General features: G+C 65.4%; 33 protein-coding genes and 1 pseudogene. 21 read left to right on the forward strand and 13 right to left on the reverse strand.

Going from position 1 to position 26,560, the window contains the following annotated elements; genetic code table 11:
- The first annotated feature begins 194 nt into the window (after window positions 1–194).
- On the forward strand, window positions 195–1,187 hold the full coding sequence (locus FJ973_RS23100; protein ID WP_140500004.1) for a sterol desaturase family protein: 993 nt from the start codon (window positions 195–197) through the stop codon (window positions 1,185–1,187).
- Window positions 1,184–2,335 carry a GNAT family N-acetyltransferase gene (locus FJ973_RS23105; protein WP_140557870.1) on the forward strand — a complete coding sequence of 384 codons (1,152 nt, stop codon included), beginning with the start codon at window positions 1,184–1,186 and terminating at the stop codon, window positions 2,333–2,335. Before FJ973_RS23100 ends, FJ973_RS23105 begins: the two co-directional genes overlap by 4 nt.
- A gap of 27 nt (window positions 2,336–2,362) precedes the next feature.
- Here the strand turns inward: FJ973_RS23105 and FJ973_RS23110 are convergent, their stop codons facing one another.
- Window positions 2,363–3,370 carry an aldo/keto reductase gene (locus FJ973_RS23110; protein WP_140557872.1) on the reverse strand — a complete coding sequence of 336 codons (1,008 nt, stop codon included), beginning with the start codon at window positions 3,368–3,370 and terminating at the stop codon, window positions 2,363–2,365.
- Window positions 3,371–3,517: 147 nt separating this feature from the next.
- Window positions 3,518–3,808 carry a hypothetical protein gene (locus FJ973_RS23115; protein ID WP_224519116.1) on the reverse strand — a complete coding sequence of 97 codons (291 nt, stop codon included), beginning with the start codon at window positions 3,806–3,808 and terminating at the stop codon, window positions 3,518–3,520.
- Between the two features lie 257 nt (window positions 3,809–4,065).
- On the opposite strand from FJ973_RS23115, the gene FJ973_RS23120 reads away from it, so the two are divergent.
- Window positions 4,066–4,311 (forward strand): hypothetical protein, encoded by a 246-nt coding sequence (locus tag FJ973_RS23120; RefSeq protein WP_140499998.1) that lies wholly within the window; start codon window positions 4,066–4,068, stop codon window positions 4,309–4,311.
- A 281-nt stretch (window positions 4,312–4,592) separates the two neighbouring features.
- A complete protein-coding gene (locus FJ973_RS23125) occupies window positions 4,593–5,657 on the forward strand; it encodes a PAS domain S-box protein (RefSeq protein ID WP_140521514.1) in 1,065 nt (354 codons plus the stop codon).
- A 58-nt stretch (window positions 5,658–5,715) separates the two neighbouring features.
- Here the strand turns inward: FJ973_RS23125 and FJ973_RS23130 are convergent, their stop codons facing one another.
- Both FJ973_RS23130 and FJ973_RS23135 read right to left on the reverse strand, forming a co-directional pair.
- On the reverse strand, window positions 5,716–5,922 hold the full coding sequence (locus FJ973_RS23130; protein ID WP_140515979.1) for a hypothetical protein: 207 nt from the start codon (window positions 5,920–5,922) through the stop codon (window positions 5,716–5,718).
- 109 nt (window positions 5,923–6,031) lie between these two features.
- Complete coding sequence (locus FJ973_RS23135; protein WP_140547516.1) at window positions 6,032–6,322, reverse strand: hypothetical protein; 291 nt, start codon at window positions 6,320–6,322, stop codon at window positions 6,032–6,034.
- Between the two features lie 227 nt (window positions 6,323–6,549).
- Here FJ973_RS23135 and FJ973_RS31010 point away from each other — a divergent pair, with 227 nt between their 5' ends.
- Window positions 6,550–6,702, forward strand: a complete 153-nt coding sequence (locus FJ973_RS31010; RefSeq protein ID WP_181167215.1) for a hypothetical protein — start codon at window positions 6,550–6,552, stop codon at window positions 6,700–6,702.
- 28 nt (window positions 6,703–6,730) lie between these two features.
- On the opposite strand, the gene FJ973_RS23140 is transcribed toward FJ973_RS31010, so the two are convergent.
- Both FJ973_RS23140 and FJ973_RS23145 read right to left on the reverse strand, forming a co-directional pair.
- Window positions 6,731–7,045 (reverse strand): plasmid stabilization protein, encoded by a 315-nt coding sequence (locus FJ973_RS23140; protein ID WP_140499991.1) that lies wholly within the window; start codon window positions 7,043–7,045, stop codon window positions 6,731–6,733.
- A 166-nt stretch (window positions 7,046–7,211) separates the two neighbouring features.
- Window positions 7,212–8,144: an alpha/beta hydrolase gene (locus FJ973_RS23145; RefSeq protein ID WP_140557874.1), complete on the reverse strand. Its 933-nt coding sequence runs from the start codon at window positions 8,142–8,144 to the stop codon at window positions 7,212–7,214.
- Window positions 8,145–8,338: 194 nt separating this feature from the next.
- On the opposite strand from FJ973_RS23145, the gene FJ973_RS23150 reads away from it, so the two are divergent.
- Window positions 8,339–9,316: an SDR family oxidoreductase gene (locus tag FJ973_RS23150; protein WP_140557876.1), complete on the forward strand. Its 978-nt coding sequence runs from the start codon at window positions 8,339–8,341 to the stop codon at window positions 9,314–9,316.
- Between the two features lie 75 nt (window positions 9,317–9,391).
- A complete protein-coding gene (locus tag FJ973_RS23155; protein WP_140499986.1) occupies window positions 9,392–9,688 on the forward strand; it encodes a hypothetical protein in 297 nt (98 codons plus the stop codon).
- A gap of 60 nt (window positions 9,689–9,748) precedes the next feature.
- On the opposite strand, the gene FJ973_RS23160 is transcribed toward FJ973_RS23155, so the two are convergent.
- The 3 genes from FJ973_RS23160 to FJ973_RS23170 all read right to left on the reverse strand — a co-directional run bounded on the left by FJ973_RS23160 (window position 9,749) and on the right by FJ973_RS23170 (window position 10,793).
- Window positions 9,749–10,000 carry a DUF982 domain-containing protein gene (locus tag FJ973_RS23160; protein ID WP_140499984.1) on the reverse strand — a complete coding sequence of 84 codons (252 nt, stop codon included), beginning with the start codon at window positions 9,998–10,000 and terminating at the stop codon, window positions 9,749–9,751.
- A gap of 87 nt (window positions 10,001–10,087) precedes the next feature.
- On the reverse strand, window positions 10,088–10,531 hold the full coding sequence (locus tag FJ973_RS23165) for a GFA family protein (RefSeq protein ID WP_140557878.1): 444 nt from the start codon (window positions 10,529–10,531) through the stop codon (window positions 10,088–10,090).
- Between the two features lie 82 nt (window positions 10,532–10,613).
- A complete protein-coding gene (locus FJ973_RS23170; protein WP_115144153.1) occupies window positions 10,614–10,793 on the reverse strand; it encodes a DUF3606 domain-containing protein in 180 nt (59 codons plus the stop codon).
- Window positions 10,794–11,195: 402 nt separating this feature from the next.
- Between FJ973_RS23170 and FJ973_RS23175 the strand changes: the two genes are divergently transcribed.
- Window positions 11,196–11,624 carry a DoxX family protein gene (locus FJ973_RS23175; protein WP_140515969.1) on the forward strand — a complete coding sequence of 143 codons (429 nt, stop codon included), beginning with the start codon at window positions 11,196–11,198 and terminating at the stop codon, window positions 11,622–11,624.
- Here FJ973_RS23175 and FJ973_RS23180 read toward each other — a convergent pair whose 3' ends face one another.
- Complete coding sequence (locus tag FJ973_RS23180) at window positions 11,625–11,930, reverse strand: hypothetical protein (RefSeq protein ID WP_140499979.1); 306 nt, start codon at window positions 11,928–11,930, stop codon at window positions 11,625–11,627.
- A gap of 253 nt (window positions 11,931–12,183) precedes the next feature.
- Between FJ973_RS23180 and FJ973_RS23185 the strand changes: the two genes are divergently transcribed.
- From FJ973_RS23185 to FJ973_RS23210, 5 genes and pseudogenes are all read left to right on the forward strand, one after another.
- A complete protein-coding gene (locus FJ973_RS23185) occupies window positions 12,184–12,831 on the forward strand; it encodes a glutathione S-transferase family protein (RefSeq protein WP_140499977.1) in 648 nt (215 codons plus the stop codon).
- A 695-nt stretch (window positions 12,832–13,526) separates the two neighbouring features.
- Window positions 13,527–13,907 (forward strand): hypothetical protein, encoded by a 381-nt coding sequence (locus FJ973_RS23195; protein WP_140557880.1) that lies wholly within the window; start codon window positions 13,527–13,529, stop codon window positions 13,905–13,907.
- Entirely contained in the window at window positions 13,900–14,295 is a 396-nt protein-coding gene (locus FJ973_RS23200) for a hypothetical protein (protein WP_140499976.1), read from the forward strand. The genes FJ973_RS23195 and FJ973_RS23200 overlap by 8 nt, the downstream gene beginning before the upstream one ends.
- Window positions 14,252–14,911: pseudogene (locus FJ973_RS23205) on the forward strand (terminase family protein); the annotation flags it as partial. The gene FJ973_RS23200 and the pseudogene FJ973_RS23205, both read left to right, overlap by 44 nt.
- A gap of 347 nt (window positions 14,912–15,258) precedes the next feature.
- Entirely contained in the window at window positions 15,259–16,014 is a 756-nt protein-coding gene (locus tag FJ973_RS23210; protein ID WP_140515959.1) for a terminase family protein, read from the forward strand.
- A 100-nt stretch (window positions 16,015–16,114) separates the two neighbouring features.
- Here the strand turns inward: FJ973_RS23210 and FJ973_RS23215 are convergent, their stop codons facing one another.
- On the reverse strand, window positions 16,115–16,486 hold the full coding sequence (locus FJ973_RS23215; RefSeq protein ID WP_140516300.1) for a nuclear transport factor 2 family protein: 372 nt from the start codon (window positions 16,484–16,486) through the stop codon (window positions 16,115–16,117).
- A 158-nt stretch (window positions 16,487–16,644) separates the two neighbouring features.
- On the opposite strand from FJ973_RS23215, the gene FJ973_RS23220 reads away from it, so the two are divergent.
- Entirely contained in the window at window positions 16,645–17,178 is a 534-nt protein-coding gene (locus tag FJ973_RS23220; RefSeq protein WP_140515957.1) for a hypothetical protein, read from the forward strand.
- 4 nt (window positions 17,179–17,182) lie between these two features.
- Window positions 17,183–17,308: a hypothetical protein gene (locus tag FJ973_RS31625; protein ID WP_263483546.1), complete on the forward strand. Its 126-nt coding sequence runs from the start codon at window positions 17,183–17,185 to the stop codon at window positions 17,306–17,308.
- 143 nt (window positions 17,309–17,451) lie between these two features.
- Here FJ973_RS31625 and FJ973_RS23225 read toward each other — a convergent pair whose 3' ends face one another.
- The gene (locus FJ973_RS23225; protein WP_224519113.1) at window positions 17,452–18,066 is read right to left on the reverse strand and encodes a methyltransferase domain-containing protein; all 615 of its coding nucleotides are present in this window, start codon (window positions 18,064–18,066) and stop codon (window positions 17,452–17,454) included.
- Between the two features lie 322 nt (window positions 18,067–18,388).
- Here FJ973_RS23225 and FJ973_RS23230 point away from each other — a divergent pair, with 322 nt between their 5' ends.
- Both FJ973_RS23230 and FJ973_RS23235 read left to right on the forward strand, forming a co-directional pair.
- Complete coding sequence (locus FJ973_RS23230; protein WP_140557882.1) at window positions 18,389–20,164, forward strand: portal protein; 1,776 nt, start codon at window positions 18,389–18,391, stop codon at window positions 20,162–20,164.
- On the forward strand, window positions 20,161–20,484 hold the full coding sequence (locus FJ973_RS23235; protein ID WP_140557884.1) for a hypothetical protein: 324 nt from the start codon (window positions 20,161–20,163) through the stop codon (window positions 20,482–20,484). Before FJ973_RS23230 ends, FJ973_RS23235 begins: the two co-directional genes overlap by 4 nt.
- A 259-nt stretch (window positions 20,485–20,743) precedes the next feature.
- Here FJ973_RS23235 and FJ973_RS23240 read toward each other — a convergent pair whose 3' ends face one another.
- Window positions 20,744–21,058, reverse strand: a complete 315-nt coding sequence (locus FJ973_RS23240) for a YMGG-like glycine zipper-containing protein (RefSeq protein ID WP_140521524.1) — start codon at window positions 21,056–21,058, stop codon at window positions 20,744–20,746.
- 304 nt (window positions 21,059–21,362) lie between these two features.
- Here FJ973_RS23240 and FJ973_RS23245 point away from each other — a divergent pair, with 304 nt between their 5' ends.
- From FJ973_RS23245 to FJ973_RS23260, 4 genes are all read left to right on the forward strand, one after another.
- Window positions 21,363–22,274, forward strand: coding sequence for a hypothetical protein (locus FJ973_RS23245; protein ID WP_140557885.1), 912 nt, complete (start codon window positions 21,363–21,365; stop codon window positions 22,272–22,274).
- Window positions 22,275–22,318: 44 nt separating this feature from the next.
- Window positions 22,319–23,308 (forward strand): Coat protein, encoded by a 990-nt coding sequence (locus tag FJ973_RS23250; RefSeq protein ID WP_140515933.1) that lies wholly within the window; start codon window positions 22,319–22,321, stop codon window positions 23,306–23,308.
- 177 nt (window positions 23,309–23,485) lie between these two features.
- On the forward strand, window positions 23,486–24,097 hold the full coding sequence (locus FJ973_RS23255) for a hypothetical protein (protein WP_140557887.1): 612 nt from the start codon (window positions 23,486–23,488) through the stop codon (window positions 24,095–24,097).
- Window positions 24,097–26,553 (forward strand): hypothetical protein, encoded by a 2,457-nt coding sequence (locus FJ973_RS23260; protein WP_140557889.1) that lies wholly within the window; start codon window positions 24,097–24,099, stop codon window positions 26,551–26,553. Before FJ973_RS23255 ends, FJ973_RS23260 begins: the two co-directional genes overlap by 1 nt.
- Window positions 26,554–26,560 lie beyond the last annotated feature (7 nt).

The raw sequence follows: 26,560 nt of genomic DNA on the forward strand, positions 1-26,560 counted from the left end.
ATTCAGAATTCGGCAATATATAGCGGGCTTTTTAGCGGATTCATTGTTTTTAATTAGCTTAAGCTTTCGATATGGATTCTCGACTAGGGTGACGGCGAAATGATCGAGAGCCCTGACGGCGTGGCGGCTTGCCCTGCCTGTCAGGTAAATCGCCTCCTGCAAGTCAAGCTTCGGTTGCATAAATGAGTGGGCCCATGTCGATTGCCGGCATCATCGAAAGGATCCTGGACAAGTTGTCCGGCTCCAGCCTGCTTGCGGCCGGCCTTTTGCTGCTGACCGCGCTGGGCAGCGCCCTGATCGCCTATTGGCGGACGGCGGAGCGCAAGAGCTTCAGGGAATTCTTCGATTTCGTCTTTCCCAACGAGATCGTCACGCATCCCTCGGCGCGGGCGGACCTGCTTTTCTGGATCACCCGCAAGGCGATTATGCCCTTCCTGATGCTGCCCGCGGGCGTGACCTTCGTCGTCGCCGTCGGCTACGCGACGAATCGGACGCTGGCGGCACTCCTCCAGATCGAGCCGCCGCTGCTGCCGGGACCGCCGGGAGCGGTGACGATCGTCATCTTCACGGTGACGATGCTGATCGCCTACGACATATCCTACTACCTCTACCATGTGGCCCAGCACCGCTTCCCGTTCCTCTGGGAGCTGCACAAGGTGCATCACTCGGCGGAGGTGATGGTCGGGATCACCAAGGACAGGGTTCATCCGCTCGACGAGCTCATGAACCGCGCCTGGGACGGCGTCATACCCGGGATCTGCTTCGGCATCTGGACCCTTTTGTCGCTTAACCTCGTCGAAGTGACGATCTTCGGCGTCAACGTCTACGTCATGCGCAATATCCTGATGATGGATTTCGTCAGGCACACCCATTTCAAGATATCGTTCGGGCCGCTCAACAACATCGTGCTGTGCCCGCATTGGCACCAACTGCACCACAGCGTCGATCCAAGGCACTACGACAAGAATTTCGGCTTGCTGTTCTCGTTCTGGGACCGGCTGTTCGGAACATTGTGCGTGCCCAAGCCCGATGAGGATTTCAGGTTCGGATTGATGGAACGCGGCGCGCGCGACTATCAATCCCTGTCGGGGCTTTACGTGCTGCCGCTCAAGAAGATGTGGGGGCACATCGCCCGGCGGTTCCGCCGCCGCGCTTCGTCCGAGCCGACACGGAGCCCGCAGCCATGAACGCTCACGCCGCGATCGCGGGCCCGAAGGCCGGCGCTTTGGAGATCGTCACCTCCGAGGAGCGCCTCGCGTCGGTCGGGCCGGCCTGGGCGGAGCTGTGGCGCCGGGCGGAGGGGCTGATCTTTCAAAGCCACGCCTGGGTCACGGCGTGGTGGCAGACGGCCCCGGACCGGGAGCTGCGTGGTCTCAGGATCGGCCTCGTCTGGAACGGTGACCGGATCGACGCCGTCATCCCGCTGGCGACGGTGCGGCGCAAGGGCGTCAACGTCCTGGAATGGGCTGCCAAGGACCACAGCGACTATGGCGACGTGCTGGTCGCGCCGGACTGCGATCCGGCGGCGGTCGCGGCGCTATGGCAGGAAATTTCGGCCGCGGGCGGCTTCGATCTCGTCTATCTGAACCGCCTGCTGCCGGACGCCGCGATGCGCACGCTGCTTGCTCCCGCTTCGGCGCCCAAGATGGCGCTCCGCCCGAACCGCCGCAGCGAAACCAGCTTCCGGGTCGCGGGGCCATGGCGGACGGGCGCGGACTGGTTCGGGGAACAAACGAAGAAGATGCGCCAGAATTATCGCCGTGGCCGCAAATTCCTCGAGGAGGGCGGCGAAGTGCGATTCCGCCTCATGTCGCCGGACGAGCCGATGCAGCCCGTCCTCGACAGGCTCGCCGAGTTCAAGCGCAAATGGCTCGCCGCGCGCGGACACGAATCCAACCTGTTCGATGAGGGGTCGCCGGCCCTGGCCGCGCTGGTCGCGGTGCTGGCCAGGGAAGGGCTCCTGCATGTCTTCGTGCTGGAATGCGCCGGGATGGTGGTGGCGGTCTCGATCAATTTCGTCCAGCGCAACACGATGATGGCCTTCGTCACGACCTACGATCCGGATGTCGAACGGGCGTCTCCCGGCATGGTGCTGATGATGGACTACATCCAGTGGTCGATCGACAGGGGACTGACGATGGTCGACTTCCTGTGCGGCGGCGAGGATTTCAAGCGGCGCTTCGCGACCCAGTCGGTGACGCTGGATTCGGTGCTGGGAACAAGGACCTTGCGCGGAACACTCGCCGCGCTGGTGGACCGGACCCTGCACGCCGGCAGGGAACTGCACCAGCGGTTGCGGCCCGATCCTCGGCAAAAGCCGGCACCGGTGGAATAAGGCCCGATTCACCGGCGACGTGCGAACCTATCGGTCGATCATCACCATGGTGCGGTCGCCGTAGCGCGGGCCGGAGACCTTCCCCGGGGCCAGCGCGTCGTCGAGCGCCGCCATCTCGGCGGCCTCCAGTTTCAGCGACGCAGCGGCGACATTTTCTTCCAGATATTTGATCCGCTTGGTGCCGGGAATCGGCACGATGTCGACGCCGAAGACGTTGCCCTTCTCCAGGAGCCAGGCCAGCGCGATCTGCCCTGGCTTGACGCCTTTGGCGGCGGCGATGTCGCGAACCTTCGCGGCGGCCTCGACATTGGCGTCATAGTTCGCGCCCTGGTAACGCGGGTCGCCGCGGCGGTAATCGCCTTCCGGATAGTCCTCGGCGCGCTTGGCGCCGCCGGTCAGGAAGCCGCGGCCGAGCGGTGAGAACGGCACCAGGCCGATGCCGGTTTGCCGCAGCAGGGGAATGATTTCCGGCTCTAGATTGCGCTCCCACAGCGAGTATTCGCTCTGCAGCGCCGAGACCGGAAACACGGCGTGCGCCCGCTGGATGTTCGCGGCTCCCGCCTCCGACAGGCCGAAGAAGCGGACCTTGCCCTGTTTGACCAGTTCGCCGACCGTGCCGGCGACATCCTCGGCCGGCACGGCTGGATCGACACGGTGCTGGTAGAGAAGGTCGATATGGTCGGTGGCGAGCCGCTTCAACGACCCTTCAACCGCCGCCCTGATGGTTTGCGGCCTGCTGTCGCGTTCGGTGCCGACCTGCCGGCCATTTTCGATGCGAAAGCCGAATTTGGTGGCGATGGTCACCTGGTCGCGCTTGCCCTTCAAGGCGCGGCCGAGCAGCGCCTCATTGGCGTAAGGGCCATACACCTCGGCGGTGTCGAGGAAGGTGCAGCCGAGTTCGATCGCGCGGTGCAGTGTGGCGATGGATTCGGCTTCGTCGGCCGGGCCGTAGGACTGGCTCATGCCCATGCAGCCGAGGCCGATGGCCGAGACCCGCAGCCCCTGGCTGCCGAGCTTGCGTGTGTCGAGCGTCATGGCGTGTTCTCCAGAGGGGGGAATTCAAACACCATATAGCGCGCGCGCTCAATTTCCACAGGTAGGCGGCGTCCAGCGGGCTCGCCCGGCCACCGGAGCCCTGATGCAGGTCGCCCGAAATGACTTAGCGCGTCGCCTCAAATCTGTTCAGACGAGGCGCTTCAGGGCAGGGGCCGGTCCGCCGGGGCGGCCGTTGACATGAGCGTCCGGCAAGCGGTCGATCATGGTCAGGCCCTCGAATTCGATGGCGGCTCCAAGCAGTTGGGCGGCCGCCAGGACCAGGTGCTCGACGTCCTCGAGAGCAACGTTTTCGTCGAGGTTCCTGAGCCTGATCCGTTCGGCCACCGCGGTGATGTTGACGATGCCGTACGTCCTGAAAGCCGTCGTGACCGCGGATTGAACGTCATCGCGCAACCGCGTCGAGTAGTCATACCGCATCGAAACCTCCTGGACTGGTTTTGCCTTTGTAGCATGCGCCTCGCATCGGCGTCTGGCAAGCGAAAATATGAAAATAGTCGATATATATCAGTTAGTTAGCATGGTTACGCAAAGGCGCACCCGACGCTTTATAGTCATCATGAGCAGGATGGGGAGGTCGCGTATTTGCCGACCTTGACGTGTTAGGATTGCTATCCTAATTATTAGTGGAATGAGACAGATACTCATTCGCGTATTGGGTTTTGCGAGGAAGTGCCGTGACTGAACTGGAACGTCCTGAACGCTTGCAGGTCATGCTGACCGCCGATGAACTGGCGGCATTGGAGAACTGGCGCTTCGACAAGCGCATGCCGAGCCGCTCGGCCGCCGTCAGGGAGCTCTTGCGGCGTGGCCTCGCCTCGGACGGATTCCTAGCGGCGGAGCAGGGCGTCAAGTCCCAGGACTTCGGACTGCTGTCCACCCCAGGCGGCAACGGCAATGTGGGCGACGGCCACTCTGACTGAGGTGCGGTGACATTCAGGTGATGCCGGCCCGCAAGGACGGCTTCTGCGCTTCCGGTGCCCATAGACTTGAATGTCCGCCCTGTCCTGGTGCTCGAAAAGCATTTGTATGGTCGCTGGCGTCTTCGATGCCGGCTCCGCCTGATCTGCGGAACGACCTCCCCTCGATTATGTTAGCCGGCGAGGCGATTTCGATGAAGTTGAAGCAGCAGGCCGCTTCAAGGTGATTGCCTTGTCCGGCGCACGCGTTATCTAGTGGCTATAGGCTGACACCTGGCGGGGCAATGGCTGACATAGCAAGCGGTGAAAAACAGGACGCAACGGCCGATGCGCAGCTGGCGGCGATCGTCGATTCCTCCTTCGACGCCATCATCAGCAAGGACCTGAACAGCATCATCAAAAGCTGGAACCAGGCGGCCGAACGCATGTTCGGCTACAGCGCGCAGGAAGCGGTGGGCCAGTCGATCCTGATGCTCATCCCCGATCACCTCAAGAACGAGGAGACCGAGATCATCGCCAAGGTCCGCCGCGGCGAGCGCCTGGCGAGCTACGAGACGACGCGAAAGCGCAAGGACGGCACCTTCATTGCCGTCTCGCTGACGGTGTCGCCGATCAGGAACGCCAGCGGCGAGATCGTCGGCGCCTCGAAGATCGCCCGCGACATCAGTGCCAGCAGGGAGAACGAGCGCCGGATCAAGATGCTGATGCGCGAGGTCAACCATCGCGTCAAGAACCAGTTCGCGGTGATCCTGTCGATGGTCAGGGAAACCAGCAAGCGCTCGCAGGACCCGCGCGAGTTCGAGGAGATGATCCGCGCCCGCATCATGGCGCTGTCACGCTCGCACGATCTGCTGGTCACCTCGAACTGGGCGGGAGCCAGCCTGTTCGACCTGGTCCAGGAACATCTCAAACCGTTCGGCCGCGAGGAGCAGATACTGCTTTCGGGACCGCTGCTGACCTTGCAGTCGAATGCGGTGCAGAATCTCGGCATGGCTTTCCACGAGCTCGGCACCAATTCGTCCAAGTATGGAGCGCTCGCCAGCGATTCCGGCCGGGTCGAGGTGACCTGGAGCATGAGCGACGACGCTCTGGCCGAACGCGAATTCCAACTTGTCTGGGAGGAGCGGTCGCCCCCCTATAGCGGCGGCGACGAGCGCGACGACACCACGCGCAAGGGGTTTGGCACCGTTGTCCTGCAAAGGGTGGCGCCGCAGTCGCTCGGCGGGTCCGCCGTGATCGAGCGCTCGCCCGGCTATTTCAGATGGACGCTGAACGCGCCGCTGGCGTCGATCATCGTGCCGCAGCACCCTATGGAAGACGCCGGCCAGACGATCGGCTTAGGCATCTGAAAGCTGCCGCTGCCGATCCGCCGTGGCCAAGGCGCGCCGCATTTGCGGATTCAGGCGACTACAGGATGTTGCCCGTCACCTCGACGATGATCGCAGCCCCTTCGAGCGAACCGTCGGGCACATGCACGACGCGCGAAACGCGCAGGTCCTGGGCGTTTCCGTCGACGGACAGCGAAACGCTCTCGCCGATCCGGGGCACGGCCTGGAAAACGGCCTCGATCGATTGAGGCCGGTTGTCGATGGATACGCGGCAGTTGACGGTCATGGGCATCTCCTGTGGCGGCCACCCCACGCGTCAACGCGGCCCCCTCGGATTGGTTTCAGGCAGGGTGCGGCAGTCCCCGAAACAACAATTGCCCGCGCCAACCGACCCGTCAATTCGGGAAATTGTTGACCGGCTCCTCGCAGCGGTAGACCGGACAGTGCCCGTCGCGCGCCGGGATATAGGCCGACATCGGCACTTCGGGCCAATCGCATTCATTGCCGAACTGCCTGACATAGCGGTCATAGGTATTGGGGCCGGTGGTCAGCACGACGGCGCGGTGGCTGTGGATCATGGCGCGGATCTGCGCGCAGCTCATGGCGCGGCTGTCGGGCCGGGCTTCGGCCAGGCCGGTGGCGGCAAGCATGGCAGCCACGGTCGGCAACAGGATTCGAACGGACATGGCGGTCTCTCCAAGGCATGATCCGCAACGCCGGGCGATTAAGCTTGGTTGCGGCATGCCGGGGAGATTCGCACTTTGTCTGGCGGTTGCGCAACAGCCGGCGTGTTCGCTTGCGAGGGACGGCGCGGGCGCGCAACCAAATCGCGCCTCGCGCATTGCTGGGCATGCTCGGCAGGAAGCCTTACCAGACCCCGCGATGGCCGCCCGGGAACAGGGATCGCGAAGCCATGTGCTGTTCGTTCTGCGGCGGCCGCGACCACGGCTACGAGGACTGTCCGCAAAGACCGCCGTCCGACAATCCGGCCGAGCCGAACTTCGATGATCCGCCGGGCGACGATCTGATCAAGAGCGGCCCGGGCGAGGGCAGGCAAGGCGCATAAGAATTTCGCGATCCGGTCGCCCCGCGCATCAATGGGCGTGCGCTTCGTTGCGCTTGCGGGTCGCGGCTGCCTTCCTGGCTGATGCCGACCGGCTCCCCGCCGAACGCGAGGCGGAAGCCTTGCCGCCTTTTTCGCCGCCCTTGTGCGCGGCGGGATGGCCGGTGTGCTTGCCGCGGCCGGAGCCGCCCTCCTTCTTGCCGCCGCCATCATCCTTGTTGACGGTGGCCCAGGCGCGGCGCTCGGCTTCCTTCTCGGACACGCCGCGATGCTCGTAGCCCTCGGCGATGTGGTCTGCCTTGCGCTCCTGCTTGTCGGTGTATTTCGATTTTTCTCCGCGTGGCATGGATCTGCTCCCGGGTTCATCCGATGCCCCTGCAACTGCGCAGCCAAGGATGTGGTTCCAATTCCCCTGGTCGCGGCCGGCTGCGAAGGTTCCCGCTGAACCGCTCCAGGCGTGAGTTCGACGCGATTCCCCAGGGAAAGCGCCACGTCCCTTTCCCGGGAAAGCCCTACGTACTCTTCTGGGCATTCGCCGGACGGGCTGCGGTCTCGGGGCCGGCGAAGAAAGCGCTCAATTCGGCGGCCGTTTGCGCGGGTGCTTCTTCGGGAAAGAAATGCCCGCCCTGGACCGCATGGCCGCGCAGATCGCCGGCCCAGCCGCGCCACAAAGCCAGCGGTCCGCCTTCGCCGGCATACCATTCGGCGAGCGCGCCTTGCCCGCTCCACAGCGCCAGCACCGCGCAGGCTATGCGCCGGCCGCCGGCGCGATCGGCATGGTCGTGCTCGCGGTCGAGCATCGCGGCCGCCCGGTACTCCTCGCAGATCGCATGGGCATGGGCGGGATCGCGCAGGGCCTCGACATAGGCCTGGCGCACGCCGGCGGAAAATGTCTCTGGCGACGAGCCCCAGCCGCCCAGGGCATCATCGACGATCGCGTCGGCCGCACTGGCCAGGAGCTTTTCCGGCAGCGGCTCCGGCTGCGCCAGCAACGACCACGGCCAATAGCCGAGCGCCAGCCTGGCGTCGGCCCGGTCCCAGGCGTCGGCGGTGGGCACGATGTCGAGCACGGCAAGCCTTTCGACGCGGTCGGGATGGTCGAGCGCGAGGCGGTAGGCGACACGCCCGCCGCGATCATGGCCGGCGACCATGAAGCTGGAAAAGCCGAGCTCGGCCATCAGCGCCACCATGTCGCGGGCCATGGCGCGCTTGGCGTAAGGGGCGTGATCGGCGCTCGACGCCGGGCATGAGCTGGCGCCATAGCCGCGCAGGTCGGCGCATATGACGGTGAACCGGTCCGCCAGGCGTGGCGCCACGTCGCGCCACATCAGATGCGTCTGCGGAAAGCCGTGCAGCAGAAGGACGGCGGGCCCGTCGCCGGCGCGCCGGGCGAAGATGCGGGCGTCGCCGCAGTCGACCTCGAGGGTCTGAAAACCTTCGAACATGATTGCCTCCGGCAGGCGAAACGGCGGCAGGACGCGAGCGGTTGCAATGCGCGCCTGCGAAAGCCGCCAACTTTTTCCGCCGACATGCGTTGTCCCTGCGAGCAGAGCGTTTGGACCGAAGACATCGCGAACAGTTCCGCGCGTTGCGCGAGGAGGTTCGGGATGTCTCCGGTCCAAACACAGAGGAGATGACCATGCCGACCAACACCCAGAGCGACAGTTCGAAAGCAACCAGCAAGCAGCGCAGCATCCAGCGCAAGGTCGACGCCAAGGACCGCGCCAAGGCCAAACCCAAGGGCGACGGCGCCATGCAGGCCGGCGCGCGAAAATATCCCGCCCCGCCTTTTCCCGCCCAGCATCATCCCAAACCCGGCGAGGAATGGGCCATCGAGCCGGCGCCGCTCTATGACGCGCCGTTCTGGCGCGGTTCGGGAAAGCTGGAAGGCAAGGCGGCGTTGATCACCGGCGGCGATTCTGGGATCGGCCGTGCGGTGGCCGTGCTGTTCGCGCGCGAGGGTGCCGATATCGCCATCGTCTATCTCAGCGAGGACCGTGACGCGGAGGCGACCAAGCAAGCGGTCGAAGCGGAGGGCCGCCGCTGCCTCGCCTTGCGCGGCGATGTCGGCAATCGCGCCTTCTGCGCCAAGGCCGTGGCAAGGGTCGTCAAGGAACTGGGGCGGCTCGACGTGCTGGTCAACAATGCCGCCTTCCAGATCCATTCCACCGATTTCGCCGACCTGACCGAGGAGCATTTCGACACCACGCTGAAGACCAACCTCTACGGCTACTTCCATATGGCGCAGGAGGCGGTGGCGCATATGAAGCCGGGTTCGGCCATCATCAACACCGGTTCGGTCACCGGCATCGAGGGATCGAAGGACCTGGTCGACTACTCCATGACCAAGGGCGGCATCCATGCCTTCACCCGGGCGCTGTCGGGCAACCTCGTCGGCAAGGGCATCCGCGTCAACGCGGTGGCGCCGGGGCCGGTGTGGACGCCGCTCAATCCGTCGGAGAAGGAGGCGCAGGACGTGTCGCAGTTCGGCGCCAAGACGCCGATGAAGCGGCCCGCCCAGCCGGAGGAAATCGCGCCGGCCTATGTGTTCCTGGCTTCGCCGCAATGCTCCAGCTACATCACCGGCGAAATCCTGCCGATCGTCGGCGGTTATTGAGGCAAGCCTGTCGAAGGCAAGCCATCGACCATTGGGCGGCCGGTGAGGGCGGCCCAACCCGGAAAGGAGGCCGAGATGAGACTTCTCGCCATCATGTCCGTCAGCCTGATGCTCGCCGCGCCCGCCGCGGCGCTGGCGCAGGCCGAGCAGCAGAACCCCGACAAGCAGGCGCCCAGCGAAAAATGCCGGGCCAAGCCCGACGGCAACCAGCAGCCGACCGACAACACGCTGACCGAGACGCTGAACGATTGCGGCGGCGTGCTGAAGCCGCCGCCGACAGGCGACCAGGGCATGGCCGCGCCGGCGCCCAACGAAGGCAAGACGCCGGTGATCAAACCGGGTGAAGTGCCGCCGCAGCCGCCGAAACAGTAGCCGGCGGCTTGCCGCGATGCAGCTATCGGGTTCCGGACCGCCCCTTGAGGCGGCAGGCTTTCAGGATTTGCCGTTGCCGGGCAGAAATTCCGCCTCGCGCCCGGCATCGATCATGGCCCGCATCGCCTTCTCGGCCGGGGTCCAGCCATCGAGGGCATCGCGGCAGCTGCGCCATGCGGCGCGGTAGCGCCGGCCGTGCTTGCCGGGCCAGTCGCGCAGGCATTCCAGGCCTTCCCAGGCGCTGCGCACCACGCGCTCGCGGGCCGGTCCGACCTTCAGCCTGACCGGACGGGGAAAGAACTTGTCGTTCACGGCGATCTCCATTGAAACTGAGGCGCCCGATAACGCCGGCCGCCGTTCCGGGGTTCCGTCGCGGCCGCTAAACTTTTCGACTAATTTTCAGCCGCCGGGAGCCGCGTCCGACAGCGGCCTCGACGGCGGCGGGCCGGGAGCCTGCGCGGCGGGCCGGTCGTGCTCGAACTGCCGCGTATCGGGCAAGGCATGCAGCCAGGATTCGCGCCGGCCGATCCACAATTCGTACTCCGGCATGAGATCGGTCGGCGCCACGTCCAGGCTGCCGATCATCACCTCGGCTTCGTCGTCGCTGAGCGAGGCGACACGGCTGCCGCAGGTCGGGCAGAAGCCGCGGCCGGCATAGGTGCCGAGAATGCCCGATGTCTCGAACGCCTGGCGCGGCCAGATGGCGAAGGCGGCAAAGGCGGAGCCGCTGGTCTTGCGGCAATCCTTGCAATGGCAGAGACCCACCCGCAGGGGCGGACCGCTGACGGTGAACTGCACGCCGCCGCAAAGGCAACTGCCGGTTCTGCGCGTGGTGTCGGGCATGGCCGTGGCCTCCAACCATTCGGTGCCGCAATGCGCCCGGGATCTTGCCCGGGGCAACGCTTCCAAAGCCGGTCGCGCCGAGCTATCCGCGCGCGGCCATGTGGTTGTCGAGCTTCTTCCTCGAGGGCCCGTAGCGCTTGATGATGGTCTGGGCCTCGCTCTGCGGGATGCCGTATTTGCGGGCGAAAGCGGCAACCTCATAGGTTTCCTCGCTCGAAACCAGCTTGCGATCCTGCTTGATCTTCGATTTGTCGTCCGCCATGCCGAGCCTCACTTTCCACCCCCGGCGCGCCGCCGTCGCGGCGCGACCCTGCGGTCATACATAACAGCATTTGACGCCGCTGGTTCCATAGCGGCTTTTGCGCGCTTTGGCGATCACGGACCGGAATATCGGGTCCGCTGCCTCAGGCCGGCTCCAGGCGCATGGCGGAGAGATACATCAGGGCCGATGCGGCCCGCTTTATCAAGGATCGAGGAGCCGGCAAACCGGACTCGGGTTTTTGCGGCAGCGGCCCGATCATGTGGCGCCGATCACGACATCCGGAAAAAACTTCGGCGGACATGTCGGATGCGCGGTGCGTGGCGCGTCCTAGGAGCAATTCCAGGAAGGTTCGGTTTCCATCCGGAATTGGGTAAGACAAGCAAACGAAACGGGAGAACAACCATGCCGTCGCCAACCGTCCAATCGCCGTGGCAGACCGCCGCCTTGCTCATCGCCCGCCTGATCTTCGCGGCCGTCTTCCTGATGGCGGTGACGTTCAAGTTCATGGGCATGGGCGCCACCGCCGGCTATATCGCGGCCGCCGGCTTTCCGTTTCCGCTGTTCCTGGCCTGGTGCGCGGCGATACTGGAGGTGCTGCTGGTGATCGCTTTCCTCACCGGCGCCTTCTTCACGCCGGCCGCACTGGTCGCGGCGGTTTACGTGCTGTTCCTCGGCTTCGCCTTCCACGGACCGAGCCACTGGGCCGGCAACCAGGCGGAATTCGGCTTCTTCGTCGACCATTTTTCCTTCCTGGCCGGGCTGCTGTTCGCCGCCGTGCACGGGCCGGGCCGCGTGCTTTCGCTCAATCCGGGATGGCCGGGCAGGGCGTAGCTACATCTGGTCGTTGTAGGGTTCCTTCATCTGGCCGACCATGCGCGCCAGTTTCGAAAAGGACGGCATGTCAGCTTCGGGCTGGCACTGGTTGGCGAGCTCCAGCAGCCGGATCGGGAAATTGACGGCGTCGCGGCTCGACGCCGACATGCCCTCGGACCGCTCCTCGCTGGTTTCGCCGGCTTCGGCCTTGCGCAGGGCGATGTCGATCTCCTCTGATGTCAGCACGCCCTTCCTGACCAGGACGTGGTTGATCGATGCGACGGCCATCAGCAGGCCCTCGAGTTGCAGGTTGGCGACGTTCATGGCGGTTGCTCCCATCGGTGAGGCGCGTCACGCTGAACAGGGCCCGTGCGACGCACTTGCAGGTATCGGCCTACGCATGTCGCCCAAAACCGAGGTCACTTTGAGGCGGCGTGCATAGGCGTTCAGAACGCGCGGACATCCATTCGCGATCCGCGCCCGGCAAGGAAAATAGTTCAAGACCGATGTCGGGCTGCAGCGCAGGCTTGTTCGTCATCGCCAGGAAGCCCAGGAAACAGGCAAGGAAGCGGATGCAATGACAATCACCATTACGGCATTCAAACGGTCGCCCGACGGCGGCAAGGGACTGGCGCGCGACACGCGCGTTCGCTGGGCGCTCGAGGAAGTGGGCCAGCCCTATGAGGTTCGTCTTGTTTCCCATGCCGAGATGAAGGCGCCCGACCATCTGGCCATTCAGCCCTTCGGCCAGATCCCCACCTACGAGGACGGTTCGCTCTGCCTGTTCGAGACCGGCTCGATCGTCTTCCACCTTGCCGAGCGGTATCCGGGGCTGCTGCCGGAGGATCGCGATGCCCGCGCCCGCGCCATCACCTGGATGTTTGCCGCGCTCAACACCGTCGAGCTGCCGATCCTCGAACTGACGACGGCAAAAATATTCGAGGCCGACAAGCCCTGGAGCGAGGAGCGCCTGCCATTGGTGAAGGACCGCGTTCGCGCCCGGCTGGACAGGCTCTCGGCCCATCTGGGCGGCGCCGACTGGCTCGACGGCGCGTTCAGCGCGGGCGATCTGTTGATGGTATCTGTGCTGCTGCGGCTCAGAATGTCGGGCATTCTGGACGAATATCAAAACCTGGCTGCCTATGTGGCCCGCGGCGAAGCCCGGCCCGCCTATGGCAGGGCGTTCGCCGCGCAATTCGCGGTCAATGCTCCAGCACCCAACTGACAAAGCGGATAGGCCGGGGGAGGATCACGCTGGGACGGGCAAGATAGGATTTTTTTCTTAAAGACTGTTGACGGGGTGAAGGCAACTATGCTATGTTTTCATCTATGGTGCTGAGTTGCGCCGATGACCCGCCCCCGAGGCGGGTTTTTGATTCTGGCGCGCCGAAACAAGAGCGCCGGTCGTGCTGGGTATTGGCGCGATATTCGAGCGGATCTTCATTCAACGCGCTTAGCGACCTTCACAGCGAGATTGTGACGAAGCCCCGGTTCATTAGTTGGGCTGATCCTGTTCGCCCATGCCGTGTAGGCGTGCATTCGCTGCGCGGGGATGCCTAAAGCCGATAAGGAATTTTTTCCTAAAACCTGTTGACGGGGTGAAGGCAACTATGCTATGTTTTTATCTATGGTGCTGAGTTGCGCCGATGACCCGCCGCCGAGGCGGGTTTTGTGTTTCTGGTTTTGCTTTCCTCTTCGAACGATGGCGCTCTACGGCGCCCCCCTCTGGCCTGCCGGCCATCTCCCCCACGGGTGGGGAGATCGGCTGTTGTCCCGGCTTTCGCCAATCGCCAACGTTGTAGAAAAAAGCGAGGCGCCGAAGCTGCGATCTTCCCCCTCGTGGGGGAGATGTCCGGCAGGACAGAGGGGACGCGAAGGAATGCGACGTTTCGAACCTGACGATTATCCGCGAGAAATCCCATGCCACGCTATGCCACCATCATCACCGGGGATGACGGCCTTGAGGTCGTCAGCGCCATTGGCGAATTCGAGGGTGCGGCACCGCAGACGCGGCTCGGCCGGATCGAGCAGGTCGCAACCGGCGTGCTGATCGGCATGGTTCGAGACGCGGCCGGCGGCTTCGCTTTCCCGCAGGCGACAATTCATAGCGGCGCCATCGGCCTCGCCATGGCGGGCCTGAAGGATCTGCCGGGCGTCGCAAAACCTGCCCGGCAGCCGAAGGGCGCCAGGAACGTCAGGAGGAAATCCACCCGCTCGAAGAAGAAGCGGGTCCGGTCGGTCAAGTCCGTGCCGTCGAAGGCCAAGGCCGGCGATGCCGAGGCGGTGACGGGCCATGGCTGACGAAACCGCCGCAGTGCCGGCGCGCGGCAAAGGGCGCAAGCCGGCCGCCAGCCGGAGCGCAAGCCCGGAAACCGCGCCGGAGACCCGCCGCAAACGCCCGAAGAAAACGCTGGGCGACGACTTTCTCGCCGCCGTGCGCGCCGATTTCCGCGCCCATGGCGCCGGCGTCATCGCCGAAGTGCGGGCCGACAAGCCTGACCAGTATCTGAAGATCGTGCTTTCGGTGCTGCCCAAGGATTTCGATGTCGCCGTCAACCATCTGGATGCCCTGAGCGATGAAGAGATCCGCAGCCGCATCCGCGCGCTCGAAGCCGCGGTCAAACCGTTCCTCGAAGACATCGCCGGTGGCGGCGAGGACGGAATATCTGGCGCTGCTGGCGGAGCTTGACCGCAGGCGTCGTACCAACCAGCTTGCCGCCTACCGGCCCTATGCCAGGCAGGCGGCGTTTCACGCGGCAGGCGCCGCCAACCGCGAGCGGCTGTTCATGGCCGGCAACCAGCTCGGCAAGACCCGCGCCGGCGGCGCCGAATGGGCCATGCACCTGACGGGCCGCTATCCCGCGTGGTGGCAAGGCAAGATTTTCGATGCGCCGGTGCGGCTGTGGGCCGCCGGCGTCACCGGCGAGGGCACGCGCGACAATCCGCAGCGCGTGCTGGTCGGCCCGCCGCAGCAGCAGGCGCAATGGGGCACCGGCATGATCCCGGCCGATGCCATCGTCGACACCATGATGGGCCGTGGCGCGCCGGGCGCGCTCGACAGCGTCGTGGTGCGCCATGGCGGCGGCGGCGATGTTCAGGCCGGCGAGAGCGTGCTGTCGTTCAAGAGTTTCGAGAAAGGCCGCGAGAAATGGCAGGGCGAAACGCTGCACGGCGTCTGGTTCGACGAGGAACCGCCGCTCGACATCTATTCCGAGGGCCTGACCCGCACCAACGCCACCGGCGGCATCACCATCGTCACCTTCACGCCGCTGCTCGGCATGTCCGATGTGGTGCTGCTGTTTTTGTCGGCGGCGGAGGTGGAGGGGATGGGGAAGGGGTGATGGAGAAGAAACTGATTGGGGACGAGCGGCATCGCACTTGGCGCTTGCTCGCCTTCGTCGGCGCTGCCCCTCATCCGGCTGCCGCCACCTTCTCCCCGTAATGACGGGGAGAAGGGAGCTGGCCGCAATCTCGGCGCCGATTCTTGAACGTTCGCGATTGGCGAAACCGTCGACAACAGCACCCCTCTCCCCGTCACTATACGGGGAGAGGATGCCGGCAGGCAGGTGAGGGGCGGCGCGACGTTGGTCCGAAAAACGTAGCCTTCACAAGACGCTACATCGATTATCTCGAAAGTGATTCAGGATCCCCCATGTCCCGTCACGTCACCTTCATGACCATAGACGACGCCGAGCATTATTCGCCCGAGGAGCGCGCGGCGATCGTTGCCGCCTATCCCGCGCATGAGCGCGAGGCCCGCGCCCGGGGCATTCCGGTGCTGGGGTCCGGCCGCATCTTTCCGGTGGCGGAGGAGCTGATTGCCTGCGCGCCGTTCCGGCTGCCGCGCTACTGGCCGCGCATCGGGGCGCTCGATTTCGGCTGGGACCACCCTTCCGCCGCGGTCGAGCTCGCCTGGGATACAGAGGCCGACGTCGTCTATGTCGCCAAGGCCGCGCGCGCCTCGCAGCAGACTCCCGCCATGCAGGCGCTGACCCTGAAGCCTTGGGGCGAATGGCTGCCCTGGGCGTGGCCGCGCGACGGCCGCCGCGAGACGCTGGAAGGGGCGGGCACGGCGCTCGCCAAGCAATATGCCGCGCATGGGCTCAACATGCTGACCCGCCACGCGCAATTCCCCGACGGCTCTGTCTCGGTCGAGGCCGGGCTGATGGAGATGCTCGACCGCATGCAATCCGGCCGCTTCAAGGTGTTTTCGACGCTTGTCCCCTGGTTCGAGGAGTTCCGGCTCTACCATCGCAAGGACGGCCAGGTGGTGAAACTGCGCGACGATTTGATGGCGGCGACGCGCTACGGCGTGATGATGCTGCGCGAGGCGATGGTGGATCCGGCGGAGTTCAGGGCGGCGAGGCGGGCGAAGGGGCAGAGCGATCCGCTGGGGGCGTTCAGGTGAGGGCGGAGGGCTCTTCGGAGCGTCGCGGCAGCGCAATTCCCGCTGGAGGAAACGGGCGCTCCGGCGCCGGCCCATGACCCTCGCTGCGATGTCCCTGCGCCTACTCCAGGATTTTCCAATATGAATCCTTGCGGATCACCTTGCCGTCGCGAAACGTGTAGAAGTCGCAACCCCGGACCTCCTTTTTCTCCCCCTCGCGTGTGGTGCCGGTGAGCGTCCATTTCGAGATGCCGGTATCGGCGGTCGAATCCACAAAATGTTCGGCGTTGCCGTAGTGGACATCGGGCAAGCCTTCAAAGCGTGTCGCCAGTGCTTTCCGTACGTTTGCCTTGCCCTCGAAACGAGAACCCCAGGGCTTGCCTCCCCTCGGCATCTCCAGAATGCAGTCGTCGGAAAAGAACGCCATGATCCGATCGAGATCGTGCGCGTTGAAGGCCTCGCATAGCTGCGTCAGCGTCGATCGAATGTCCATTCGCCCGTCTCCCTTCAATTGGATGACCGATGTCTTTGCTCCCGCATTCGATGGTCGAAGTAGGTCACCGGCGAGGAGACCGGTCAAGGGCGTGGGCCTTTCACAGGCTCCGCTGCACTCACAAAGATGAACCGCATTCCCGCGGCTCTGGCATCCGCATGACCTTCCGCATCGTCCCCGCCACCCTGCGCGACCTCTCCTACATCGCCGCCAATTTGCGGCCCGAGGACCGCGCCGAGATCGATTGCCAGCTCGACCACTGGTCGCCGGCGCTGCTGGCGCTTACCGCGCTGCAAGGACTTGCCTATGTGGCCGAGCTCGACGGCAATCCGGAGGCGGGCTTCGGTGCGGCCGAGCAGCGGAGCGGGCTTTGGATCGCCTGGAGCTGGGGCACGCGCCGCATGAAGCGTTGCGTGCCCGGCATCACCGGATTTTTTCACACTGTGCTCGGGCCGCAGATTTCCGCCCGCGGCGCCTGGCGGGTCGAGGCGCGGGCGCTGGCCGGCAATGAACTGGCGCTGCGCTGGCTTGGGCGGCTCGGCGCCACGCAGCGCTGCCTGCTGCCTGGATATGGCAGGAACGGCGAAGATTTTTTCCTTTACGACTGGACAAGAGAAGGCTGGAACCATGTGTCTGTTTCAAAAACCACCGGAACTGAAGCCGCTGCCGGCAGTGCCGACGGCCGGGGATAAGGACGTGCAGGCGCGCGAAGCAGCACTTCGGGCTGAGCTCGAACAGCGCCAGGGCACGGCCAGCACCATCAAGACCGATCTGGCGCCCGGCAGCCTCGCCGGCCAGCGCCGCGTGCTTTTGGGGATGTGACCATGACCGCGATGAAGCGCAGTTTTCGCCGGCGCGTGCTGGACTGGTGGTATTGGAGACGGCATGCAAGGTTGGTGAAGCGGCGTGGCGGGTGAACGCTGCCAATCTCCCCCACGAGGGGGGAGATTGGCAGCTTCCACCGCTCACCCCTTCTTCGCGAATGCCCAGACCATCATCGGGTATTCCTCGTCGTTGCTGAGGTCCCGCCACAGGCCGTAGGCGCGGACCGGGCCGCCTATGTGGGCGCGGGCGCAGGCCTTGTTGCCCCAGCCGAACGCCTGGACGTTGTCCTCGGCGAAGCCGCCATCGACCATCAGCTGCTTCAGGCCGGCCGGCGTCCACCTGTTGTAGTCGTGCGGCCTGGCGTGTACGCGAAACAGGAAGGGCGTCGCCACCATCGCCCAGCCGCCCTCGCGGGTCATGGCGTGGATGTTCCGCGCCGCCGCCTGCGGCCGCTGTACATGCTCCAGCACCTGATCGGCGATGACGATGGAATATTGCTCGTCGGTGCGATCCTTGCAGATGTCGAAATCGGGGAAGTCGACCGAGCGATAGTTGGGGCACATCGCCTTCCAGTAGCGATTCCAGCCGGGCGAGATCTCGATCACGTCGCGCGATTTGCGGTTGGCGGCCGTCAGGAAGGTGGTGAAGGCCTCGATCTGGCGGATGCGCAGCCAGTTGCGGGAATCGTAGCCGATGAGCCGTTTAACGGTACGTTTGCTCTGGTTCTTCAGGGCGGCAAGGCTTGTCGTCGTCACATCGACCTCCTGCAAAACCCCGCCGCGAGACGTTCCTAGACCAAGAACCGCGCAAAAGAATGACATCGTCGGCTGAAGCTGCCGATCTCCCCCCTTGAGGGGGAGATGTCGCCGGAGGCGACAGAGGGGGTCGCTGTCCCGCAGGCCTTCGAACGATCGCGCAGCCACCAATTTCATTCCTGGAAAGCAGCTTAAGGCAAAAGTTGGCGCTCTACGGCGCCCCCCTCTGGCCTGCCGGCCATCTCCCCCTCAAGTGGGGAGATTGGCAGTTTCAGCGCCCCGATCTCCCTTCATAATTCTTCCTCAGCCAGCGAGCACCCCCATGACCGATTCCCGCGCCCGCGATATTCTTTCCCGCCAGTCCGAACTCGAGAGCGAGCGCGCCGCCTACGAGCCCGTCTGGGAGGCGGTGGCGGAGTTCTGCGATCCCGATGCGCCCGATATCCTGTCCGGGCGCGGCGCCCGCCGCGGCGACAGCCAGACCGAGCGGCAGGAGCGGCGCGGCGCCCGTGTCTACGCCAACACCATCAACTCGGCCGCCAACCGGCTGGCCGCCGGGCTGGAAAGCCTGATCATCCCGCAGTCGGAGAAATGGCACGGGCTGACCACCGCCGAGATGGACGACGAGGAGACCGACGAGGAAAAGGAATGGGCGGAAAACCTGCGCGACTTCCTGTTTTCGCTGCGCTACTCCGCCAATTCCAATTTCGTGCCGGCGACGCAAGCCTGCCTGCGCAATGTCGTGCGCTACGGTCCGGCCTATCTCTATGCCGAGGAAGGGTTCGGTTCGACGCTGATCCGCTACGCCTCGATCCCGGTGGTGGAAGGCTATCTCTCGCGCAACCGCTGGGGCCAGGTCGACATCTTCCACCGCCGCTACGAACGCACCGCGCGCCAGGCGGCGCAGCTGCTCGGCTACGAAAAACTGCCGGCGCGCATCAGGACGCTGGTCGACGATCCCGCCAAATGCGAGGAGAAGATCGCGCTCATCCAGTGCATCCAGCCGCGTGACGAGCGCCGCATGTACCGCTCGGGCGGAAGCTACCGCTATCTCGACGCCGCCTTTGCCTCCTACCACGTCATCGAGGACGAGGAGGAGATCGTGCGCGAGAGCGGGTTTCGCACCTTCCCGGTGTCGGCCTTCAACTGGCGCCGCTACGAGGGCGACGCCTATGGCATCTCGCCGACCATCGAAGCCTTGACGACCGTGCGCGAGGAAAACGCGGTCCGCCGCTCGGGCCTGCGCGCGCTGCAACAAATCACCGATCCGCCGACGGCGTCGAAGGCCAGGCTCGACTACGTGCCGGTGCTCGATCCGGGCGAGAATTATCCGGGCCTCATCGACGACAATGGCAGGCCGCTGATCGCGCCGATCACCACCGGGCAGAACCCGAGCTACGCCTTCGATTATGCGGCGAGCCGGGCGGAGGAGATCCGCGACATGATGTTCGTCAACCTGTTCCAGACCCTGGTGCAGAACCCGCAGATGACCGCCACCGAGGCGCTGATCCGCCAGGAGGAGAAGGGCGCGCTGCTGGGGCCGTCGGGCTCGATCATCCAGGCGGGTTTTGCCACCAATCTCGACCGCGAGCTCGGCATATTGGAGGACAAGGGTCTCTATGACGAGGACAGCCGCTTCCTGCCGCCGGCGAGCCTGGCGGGCAAGGCGGTGCGGCCGACCTTCACCGGTCCGCTCGATGTCTTGCGCCGCTCGGCGGAAGCGCGCGACACCATCCAGCTGGTGACCACGGCCATGCAGATGGCGCAGTTCGACCCTGATGTGATGGACAATATCGACAGCGACGAGGCGCTCAAGATCGTGCAGAGCGCCGGCCGCAGCCCGCAGCGCATCTTCCGCCGCAAGGATGAGGTGGCGGGCCTGCGCGACGCGAGGGCCAAGGCCAGCCAGGCGCAGGCCGGCATGGCGGCGATCGCCACCGCCGGCAAGGTGGCCAAGGACGCGGTGCCGGCGGCCGTGCAGGCGCGCGACAGCGGCCTGCTCGAGGGCTTGCAAGGCATGCTGCAGGGCGGCACCGCCGATGGGCCGACACCTGATGCCGGCGCCCAGGGCGCGATGCCGGCCGGACAGCGCGCATGAGCCGCAAACGCTTCGCCCACGCGTCGCAAAGCGGCGGCCCCGCCAAAGCACGCGAGGCGCTGGTCAAGGCGTATCTGCGCGTGTTCTCCGGCGAGGACGGCGAAATGGTGCTGGCCGATCTCGCGGCGACGGTCGGCTATTTCAGGCGCCCGTCATACGGCGAGTGGATGGCGCGGACCAGAACCCCCAATGGCTTCGAGCTGCACAGCGCGCTCAGCAACGCGCGCGCCGAAGTGGTGCAGCACATTATGGGGTTCCTGACGCTGGACGAGGCGCAGCTCGTGGCGCTGGAAAAGGCGGCACGGGAGGAGGAGAGGTGAGGCGCTGAAGCGCCGATCTCCCCCCTTGTGGGGGAGATGCCCGGCAGGGCAGAGGGGGGCGCTGTCCCGCCGGCCTTGCCGTGTTCATCGCACGGCGATCAAATCACGAGCGGTCGCTCAAGCCGGGCCCTAGACGACAAACATATGGCCATGTTCAAAGTTCGGCAGCGACCGAGGTCGGCGCTCTACGGCGCCCCCCTCTGTCCTGCCGGACATCTCCCCCACGAGGGGGGAGATCGGCGGTCTGGCCGCCGGTGATTCAATAATTGCCGTTGTAGTACCGGTCGTCGCAAGGCGCGGTGTAGATGCGGCCGTAGCGGTCCTGGTAGCGGCAGAGCTGGTCGCCGCGGCGCTGCGGGGTGGTGGCCGAGCCGACGACGGCGCCGAGCAAGGCGCCGCTGGCCGCGCCGATGACCGTGCTCTTGGTGTTGCCGCCGATGGCCTGGCCGACGAGGGCGCCGCCGGCGCCGCCGATCAGCGCACCGGTTCCGGCCCGCTGCTGGCCTTCCGTCTGCGCGCAGCCCGCCAGCGCGGCGATCATCAAAACGGCGGCAGTTGTTTTGTGAAGGTTCATGTGACGTCTCCCTTAAAGATTTGAAATCCCTATCGATCGTCCCGTGCGGCCGCATTGCGGCGGAACGGCGGCACAGGCTGTCACGATATAAGACATGGTTTCTCGGGCGTTGATGAACCGGGAGGCGAAACACCTCTTTCGAACAAGGCGCTAGCGCCGATGCCTGTCAAAATGATTCAGCCTGAGCGGTCCCGGCCGTGTCTGGCCGCCCTTCCTGCCGCGTAGACCGCTCCTCTCCCTCACACAAGGACGATTGGCGGCGCCACCAGTTCACTTCCAACCTAACCCTCAAAAGGAACATCACATGACAGATCTGGCAGATGCCGGGTCCGTGGCTGCCTCGTCGCAGCCGGCGGGCAACCCGGAACGGCCTCCGGCAGGCGCGGATAACGGGTCCGCCGTGCTTGCCGGCAAAAGTTGGTTTGACGGTCTTTCCGAAGGCAACCGCAAGCTTGCTGAAGCCAAGGGCTGGACCAAGCCTGAAAGCCTCGATCGGGTTTTCACATCCTATGCGGAGCTGGAGCGGCGGCAGGGCGAAAGCCTGCGCGTTCCAGCCAGGGACGCGCCTAAGGAAGACTGGGACAAATTCCATGCCCGGCTGCCCGAGGCGATGCGTCCGCTGACATCGCCCGAAAAGGTCGAATACCGGCGGCCCGACGGCCTGCCGGAAACCTTCGCCTATTCGGACGAACTCGCCCAGGCGTCCAAGGCCTGGGCGGTCGAAGCCGGCGCCACGCCGAAGATCGCCCAGGCCTATCATGACAGGTTCGTCGGCTACATGGCCGAGCAGGCGGCGGCCCAGCAGGCAGCGCTCGCCCGCTCGGTCGAAGCCACCCATGACGACCTCGTCAAGGATTGGGGCCCGGCCGACAGCGATGGCTTTCGCCAGAAGCTGGAGGTGGCCAACCGGGCGATGAAGAAGCTCGGCCTGGTCGATGCCTACAAGCAGAAGGGCATCCTTCTGCCCGACGGCGCCCTGACCGATCCGCAGATCGCCAGGGCCTTCCAGGCGATCGGCGAGGCGATGTTCCGCGAAGACACGATCGACGCCGACGCGGCGCCGCGGGGGCAAAACCCCTTCCGGCGCAACGCCGCCGGCGAGCGCAACGTTTCGGCCATTTCAGCCCTTGTCAAAAGCGACCCTCAACGCGCCCGGCGGCTGGCCAGGGAAGCGGGCGAAAACCCGGATCTCTGGATGCCGAACAACCCGCTCTGATCCCGACGCATCAGCCGCCGATCAATCTCTCAAAGGAAGACAAAATGGCAGACGCCTATACCCGTATCGCGGACGCGATCGTTCCGTCCGTTTATGCCCAATACGCTTTCGAGGAGCACGTCCAGTCGCTCGAAATCTACCAGGCCGGCATCCTGTTTTCCGATCCGGCCATCTCCTCGAAACTGTCGATGGGCGGCCGTTCCGTCGACATGCCCGGCTGGAAGGACCTCGGCAACGATCCGTCCGAGCCGGTCAATGACGACCCGGCCGATTCCATCGAGATGAAGAAGATCGGCTCGCGCCGCGAGGTCGCCGCCCGCAATGTCCGCGCCCAGGCGTGGGGCGTTCCCGACCTGACCTCCATCCTGGCGGGCGACGATCCGCAGAAGCTGATCGTCAAGCGGCAGACCGAGTACTGGCAGCGCGCCAACAAGCTGACCCTCATCGGCATGCTCAAGGGCGTCGTCGCCGACAATCTGGCCAATGACGGCGGCGACCTGGTGCGCGCCACCGGCGCCTCCATCGTCGACACCGACATCATCGAGGCGGCCTACCTGATGGGCGACCGCGCCGACAAGTTCCGCACCCTCTGGATCCATTCCAAGCAGATGAAAGCGCTGAAGCTCGCCGACCTCATCGACTATGTGCCGTCCTCGCAGCAGGGCGGGCCGCTCATCCCCTATTACATGGGGCTGCGCTGCGTGGTCGACGACGACATCCCGCAGGCGGCGGGCGTCTACACCGCGTTCATGTTCAAGGACAAGGCGATCCTGTGGAACGAGCTGCCCGTGAACACCGAAGGCGGGCCGCTCGAGTTCGACCGCAAGCCGCGCCAGGGCCATGGCGGCGGGGTGACGGAAATGGTCGGCCGCCGGCATTTCGTGCCGCATGTGCCGGGCACCCGCTTCCTCGACGCCTCCACCGCCGGCGAATTCGCCACCGACGCGGAGCTGGCGCTGGCGGCGAACTGGGACCGCACCGCGTCGAGCGTCAAGACCATGACGTTCATCGCTCTGAAGACGACCGAGGCATAGGGTTTCGTCTCCCGGGAGGTGGGCCAGGCCCACCTCCTTCCTGCGAGCGCCGGCGCTTGAACATTGACGCCAACCGTCGATGCCGGCGCTGCCCCTCATTGCCCTGCCGGGCATTTCTCCCCGTGAACGGGGAGAAAGACGCACTTCCCCCAATCACAACCCACGGAGGCCTTACCCATGGCCATAACCCCGACCGACATCGCCAATATGGCGCTGGCAGCCCTCGACGAGGCGCCGATCGACAGCCTTGACGAGGACATCAAGGCCGCGCGCTTGCTCAACATGCATTTCGACCTGACCCGCGAGGCCGAGTTGACGAAATACGCCTGGGTGTTCGCCATCCTTTCGGCATCCCTGGCCGGCAGCGATACCGGTTTCGGCGATTGCACGCTGAACTGGGTCTATGAACTCCCCGTCGATTGCCTTCGCCCGCTGCCGCTGACCCACAATGGCGAGCCGGACGGCATCGCGATCTCGTGGCGGCAGGAGGCGGGGCTGGTCTACAGCGACCGGGCGGGACCACTCACCATCCGCTATGTCGCGAACCTCACCGACCCCAACGACTGGGACGCGCCGTTCACCGAAGTGCTGGTGGCGGCACTCGCCATCAAGATCGCGCATCCGCTGACGCACAAGGCCGGCATGATCGACATTGCCCGTTCGGCCTACGACCGCGCGCTGGACGCCGCCTTCACCGCGCAGGCCATCCAGCGCGGCGGACGGCTTTCGACATCGAGTTGGGCGCGGCAGCGCGGCGACAGCCGGTTTTATGCGGGGGCCATGCGCTGATGGCGACGCTCTATCCGGTCCAGGACGTCTTCACCCGCGGCGAGATCTCGCCACGCCTGCACGCGCGCGCCTCGCTTGATCTCTACCGCGCGGCGCTGTCGAAATGCGAAAACTTCGTCACCCTGCCGCATGGCGGCATCCGCAAGCGCGGCGGCACCTGTTTCGTCGGCGAAGTCAAGACGTCCGCCAAGGCGACGCGGGCGATCCCGTTCATCTTCTCGGCCGACCAGGCCTACATGCTGGAGTTCGGCAATCTTTACATCCGCGTCTACGCCTATGGCGCGCGTGTCGGCACGGTCGAGGTGGCCTCGCCCTATCTTGAAGCCGACCTGTTCGATCTCGACTATGTGCAGTCCGCGGACCAGATGTGGATTTCCCACAGGGATTATCCGCTCAAGGTGCTGACGCGCACCGCCCATACGGCATGGGCGCTCGACGACTACGCGATCGACGACGGGCCCTATGACGACATCAACGATACGCCGACCACGCTGACGCCCGCGGACTATGGGGCGCTGACGCCGAAGATGACGTCGAACACCGCGCCTTCCGGCACGGTCTCAGGCATGGGCGGGGCAGGGGACGCCTTCCAGCTTTTCGACAAGGCGACAGAGACGGACAGCGGCATCGCCGGTGCCACCAACGGCTCGGTCACCTACCAGCTTGCCGGTGGCGCGCAGGCCATCGTCGAAAACTACTATCTGACCGCACGCACCGGCGGAACGGTCGACCGCACGCCGACTATCTGGGTGCTTGAAGGATCGAATGACGGCGCGACATGGGTGACGCTCGACAGCCGCACCGGCGAGACCGGCTGGTCGGGCGGCGAAACCCGCTACTACGAATTTCTGAACAAGCTGGCGTTCGAATATCACCGCTTTACTTGGAAGGCGATCAACGGCGCCTCGGACAGCGCGTTTTCCGAACTGAACCTCAACCGGGCGGCGGCCAGCCAGACGCCGTTCGACCTCACGGCGTCATCGACCGCCGGCATCAATGGCGGTGCCGGCTTCCAGGCTTCGGACGTCGGCCGGGCCATTCGCCTGCTTGCGTCCGATGGCCGCTGGCGCTGGGCCAAGATCACCAGCCGCACCAGCGCCACGGCGGTGAAAGTCCAACTGCATGGATTTGCCCTGCCGGACCTCAGCCCGATATCCCGCTGGCGCCTGGGCACGCTTGTGCCGGGGAAATATGTCGAAAGCGGATCGCTCTACGAGGAGCGCCTGGCCTTCAGCCGCAAGTTTTCGGTCTACGCCTCGGCAACGGGGGATTTCAACAATTTCGCATTGGGCGAGAAGGATGACGACGCGCTGGAATTCCTCCAGGCCGGCGGCGGCCAGGCGAACGACATCACGTGGATCGCGGAATCGGACGGCGCGCTGCTGATCGGGACGCTCGGCGGCGTCCGCGCGCTCTCCGGCTCCGGCATCGACGAGGCATTGACGCCGTCCTCGTTCAAGAACCGGCGCTCGCGCACGTCGGGCTGTGCCCGCATCCGCCCCGTCGATGCAGGCCAGTCGTTCCTCTATGTCACGCGCTCGCGCCGCTCGATCGCCGAGCTGACGCAGGCTTCGACCGGCCGCTTCACCTCCGACGATATCGGCCAGATCTCCGAGCATATCGCAAAGCGTGGCGTGGTCGAGCTGGCGTTCCAGACCGACCCCGACCCGATGCTCTGGTTTCCGCTCGACAATGGCGAGCTCGGCGGCTACACCCACCAGCCCTCGCAGGAGGTGCGCGGCATGCACCGCCACCGCCTCGGCGGTACCGTCGCCGGTTCCGGCTGGGCGGCCGTCGAAAGCGCTGTGGTGACGCCCGGCCAGGATGGTGTCGACGACATCTGGCTGATCGTCAGGCGGACCATCGGCGGCGTGACCAGGCGCTATATCGAGATCATGACGGCGCCGTTCGAATATGGGGCGCTGGAGGACGCCTTCCAGGTCGATTGCGGCCTGACCTATTCGGGCGCCGCCGTCAACACCGTGTCCGGGCTTGCCCATCTCAACGGCGAAAAGGTCGACGTGCTGGCCGGCGGCAAGGTCTATCGCGGGCTGCCGGTCGCCTCCGGCCAGGTGACGCTGCCCGGCGGCGCCGTCGCGGCCAGATGGCAGGCCGGGCTTGCGTTCCAGTCGCAGGCCGACACGCTGGAGCTCGACGTCGCCGGCCGGGACGGCTCGATCCTCGGGCGGCGCAAGAAGGTGGCGGGTGTCATCCTGTCGCTGCTCGAGACCGACACGACAGGGCTTCAGGTGCAGTCGCTGATCCGCGGCCGCTGGGAAAGCGTGCGCATGCCCTCCCTCGTCGCGCCCGACGGCAAGGCGAGCCTGTTCACCGGCAATGTCGAGGTGCCCATCGACGACAGCTGGGAAGGGCAGGGCCGGGTGCGGATCCGCCACGTCAACCCGACGCCCTGCACGATAAGGGCATTTACGCCAGTGTTCGACGCCGAGCCGTAGGGCGAGC

The organism is Mesorhizobium sp. B2-1-3 (genome assembly GCF_006442495.1).
In the GTDB taxonomy this organism is placed as follows: domain Bacteria; phylum Pseudomonadota; class Alphaproteobacteria; order Rhizobiales; family Rhizobiaceae; genus Mesorhizobium.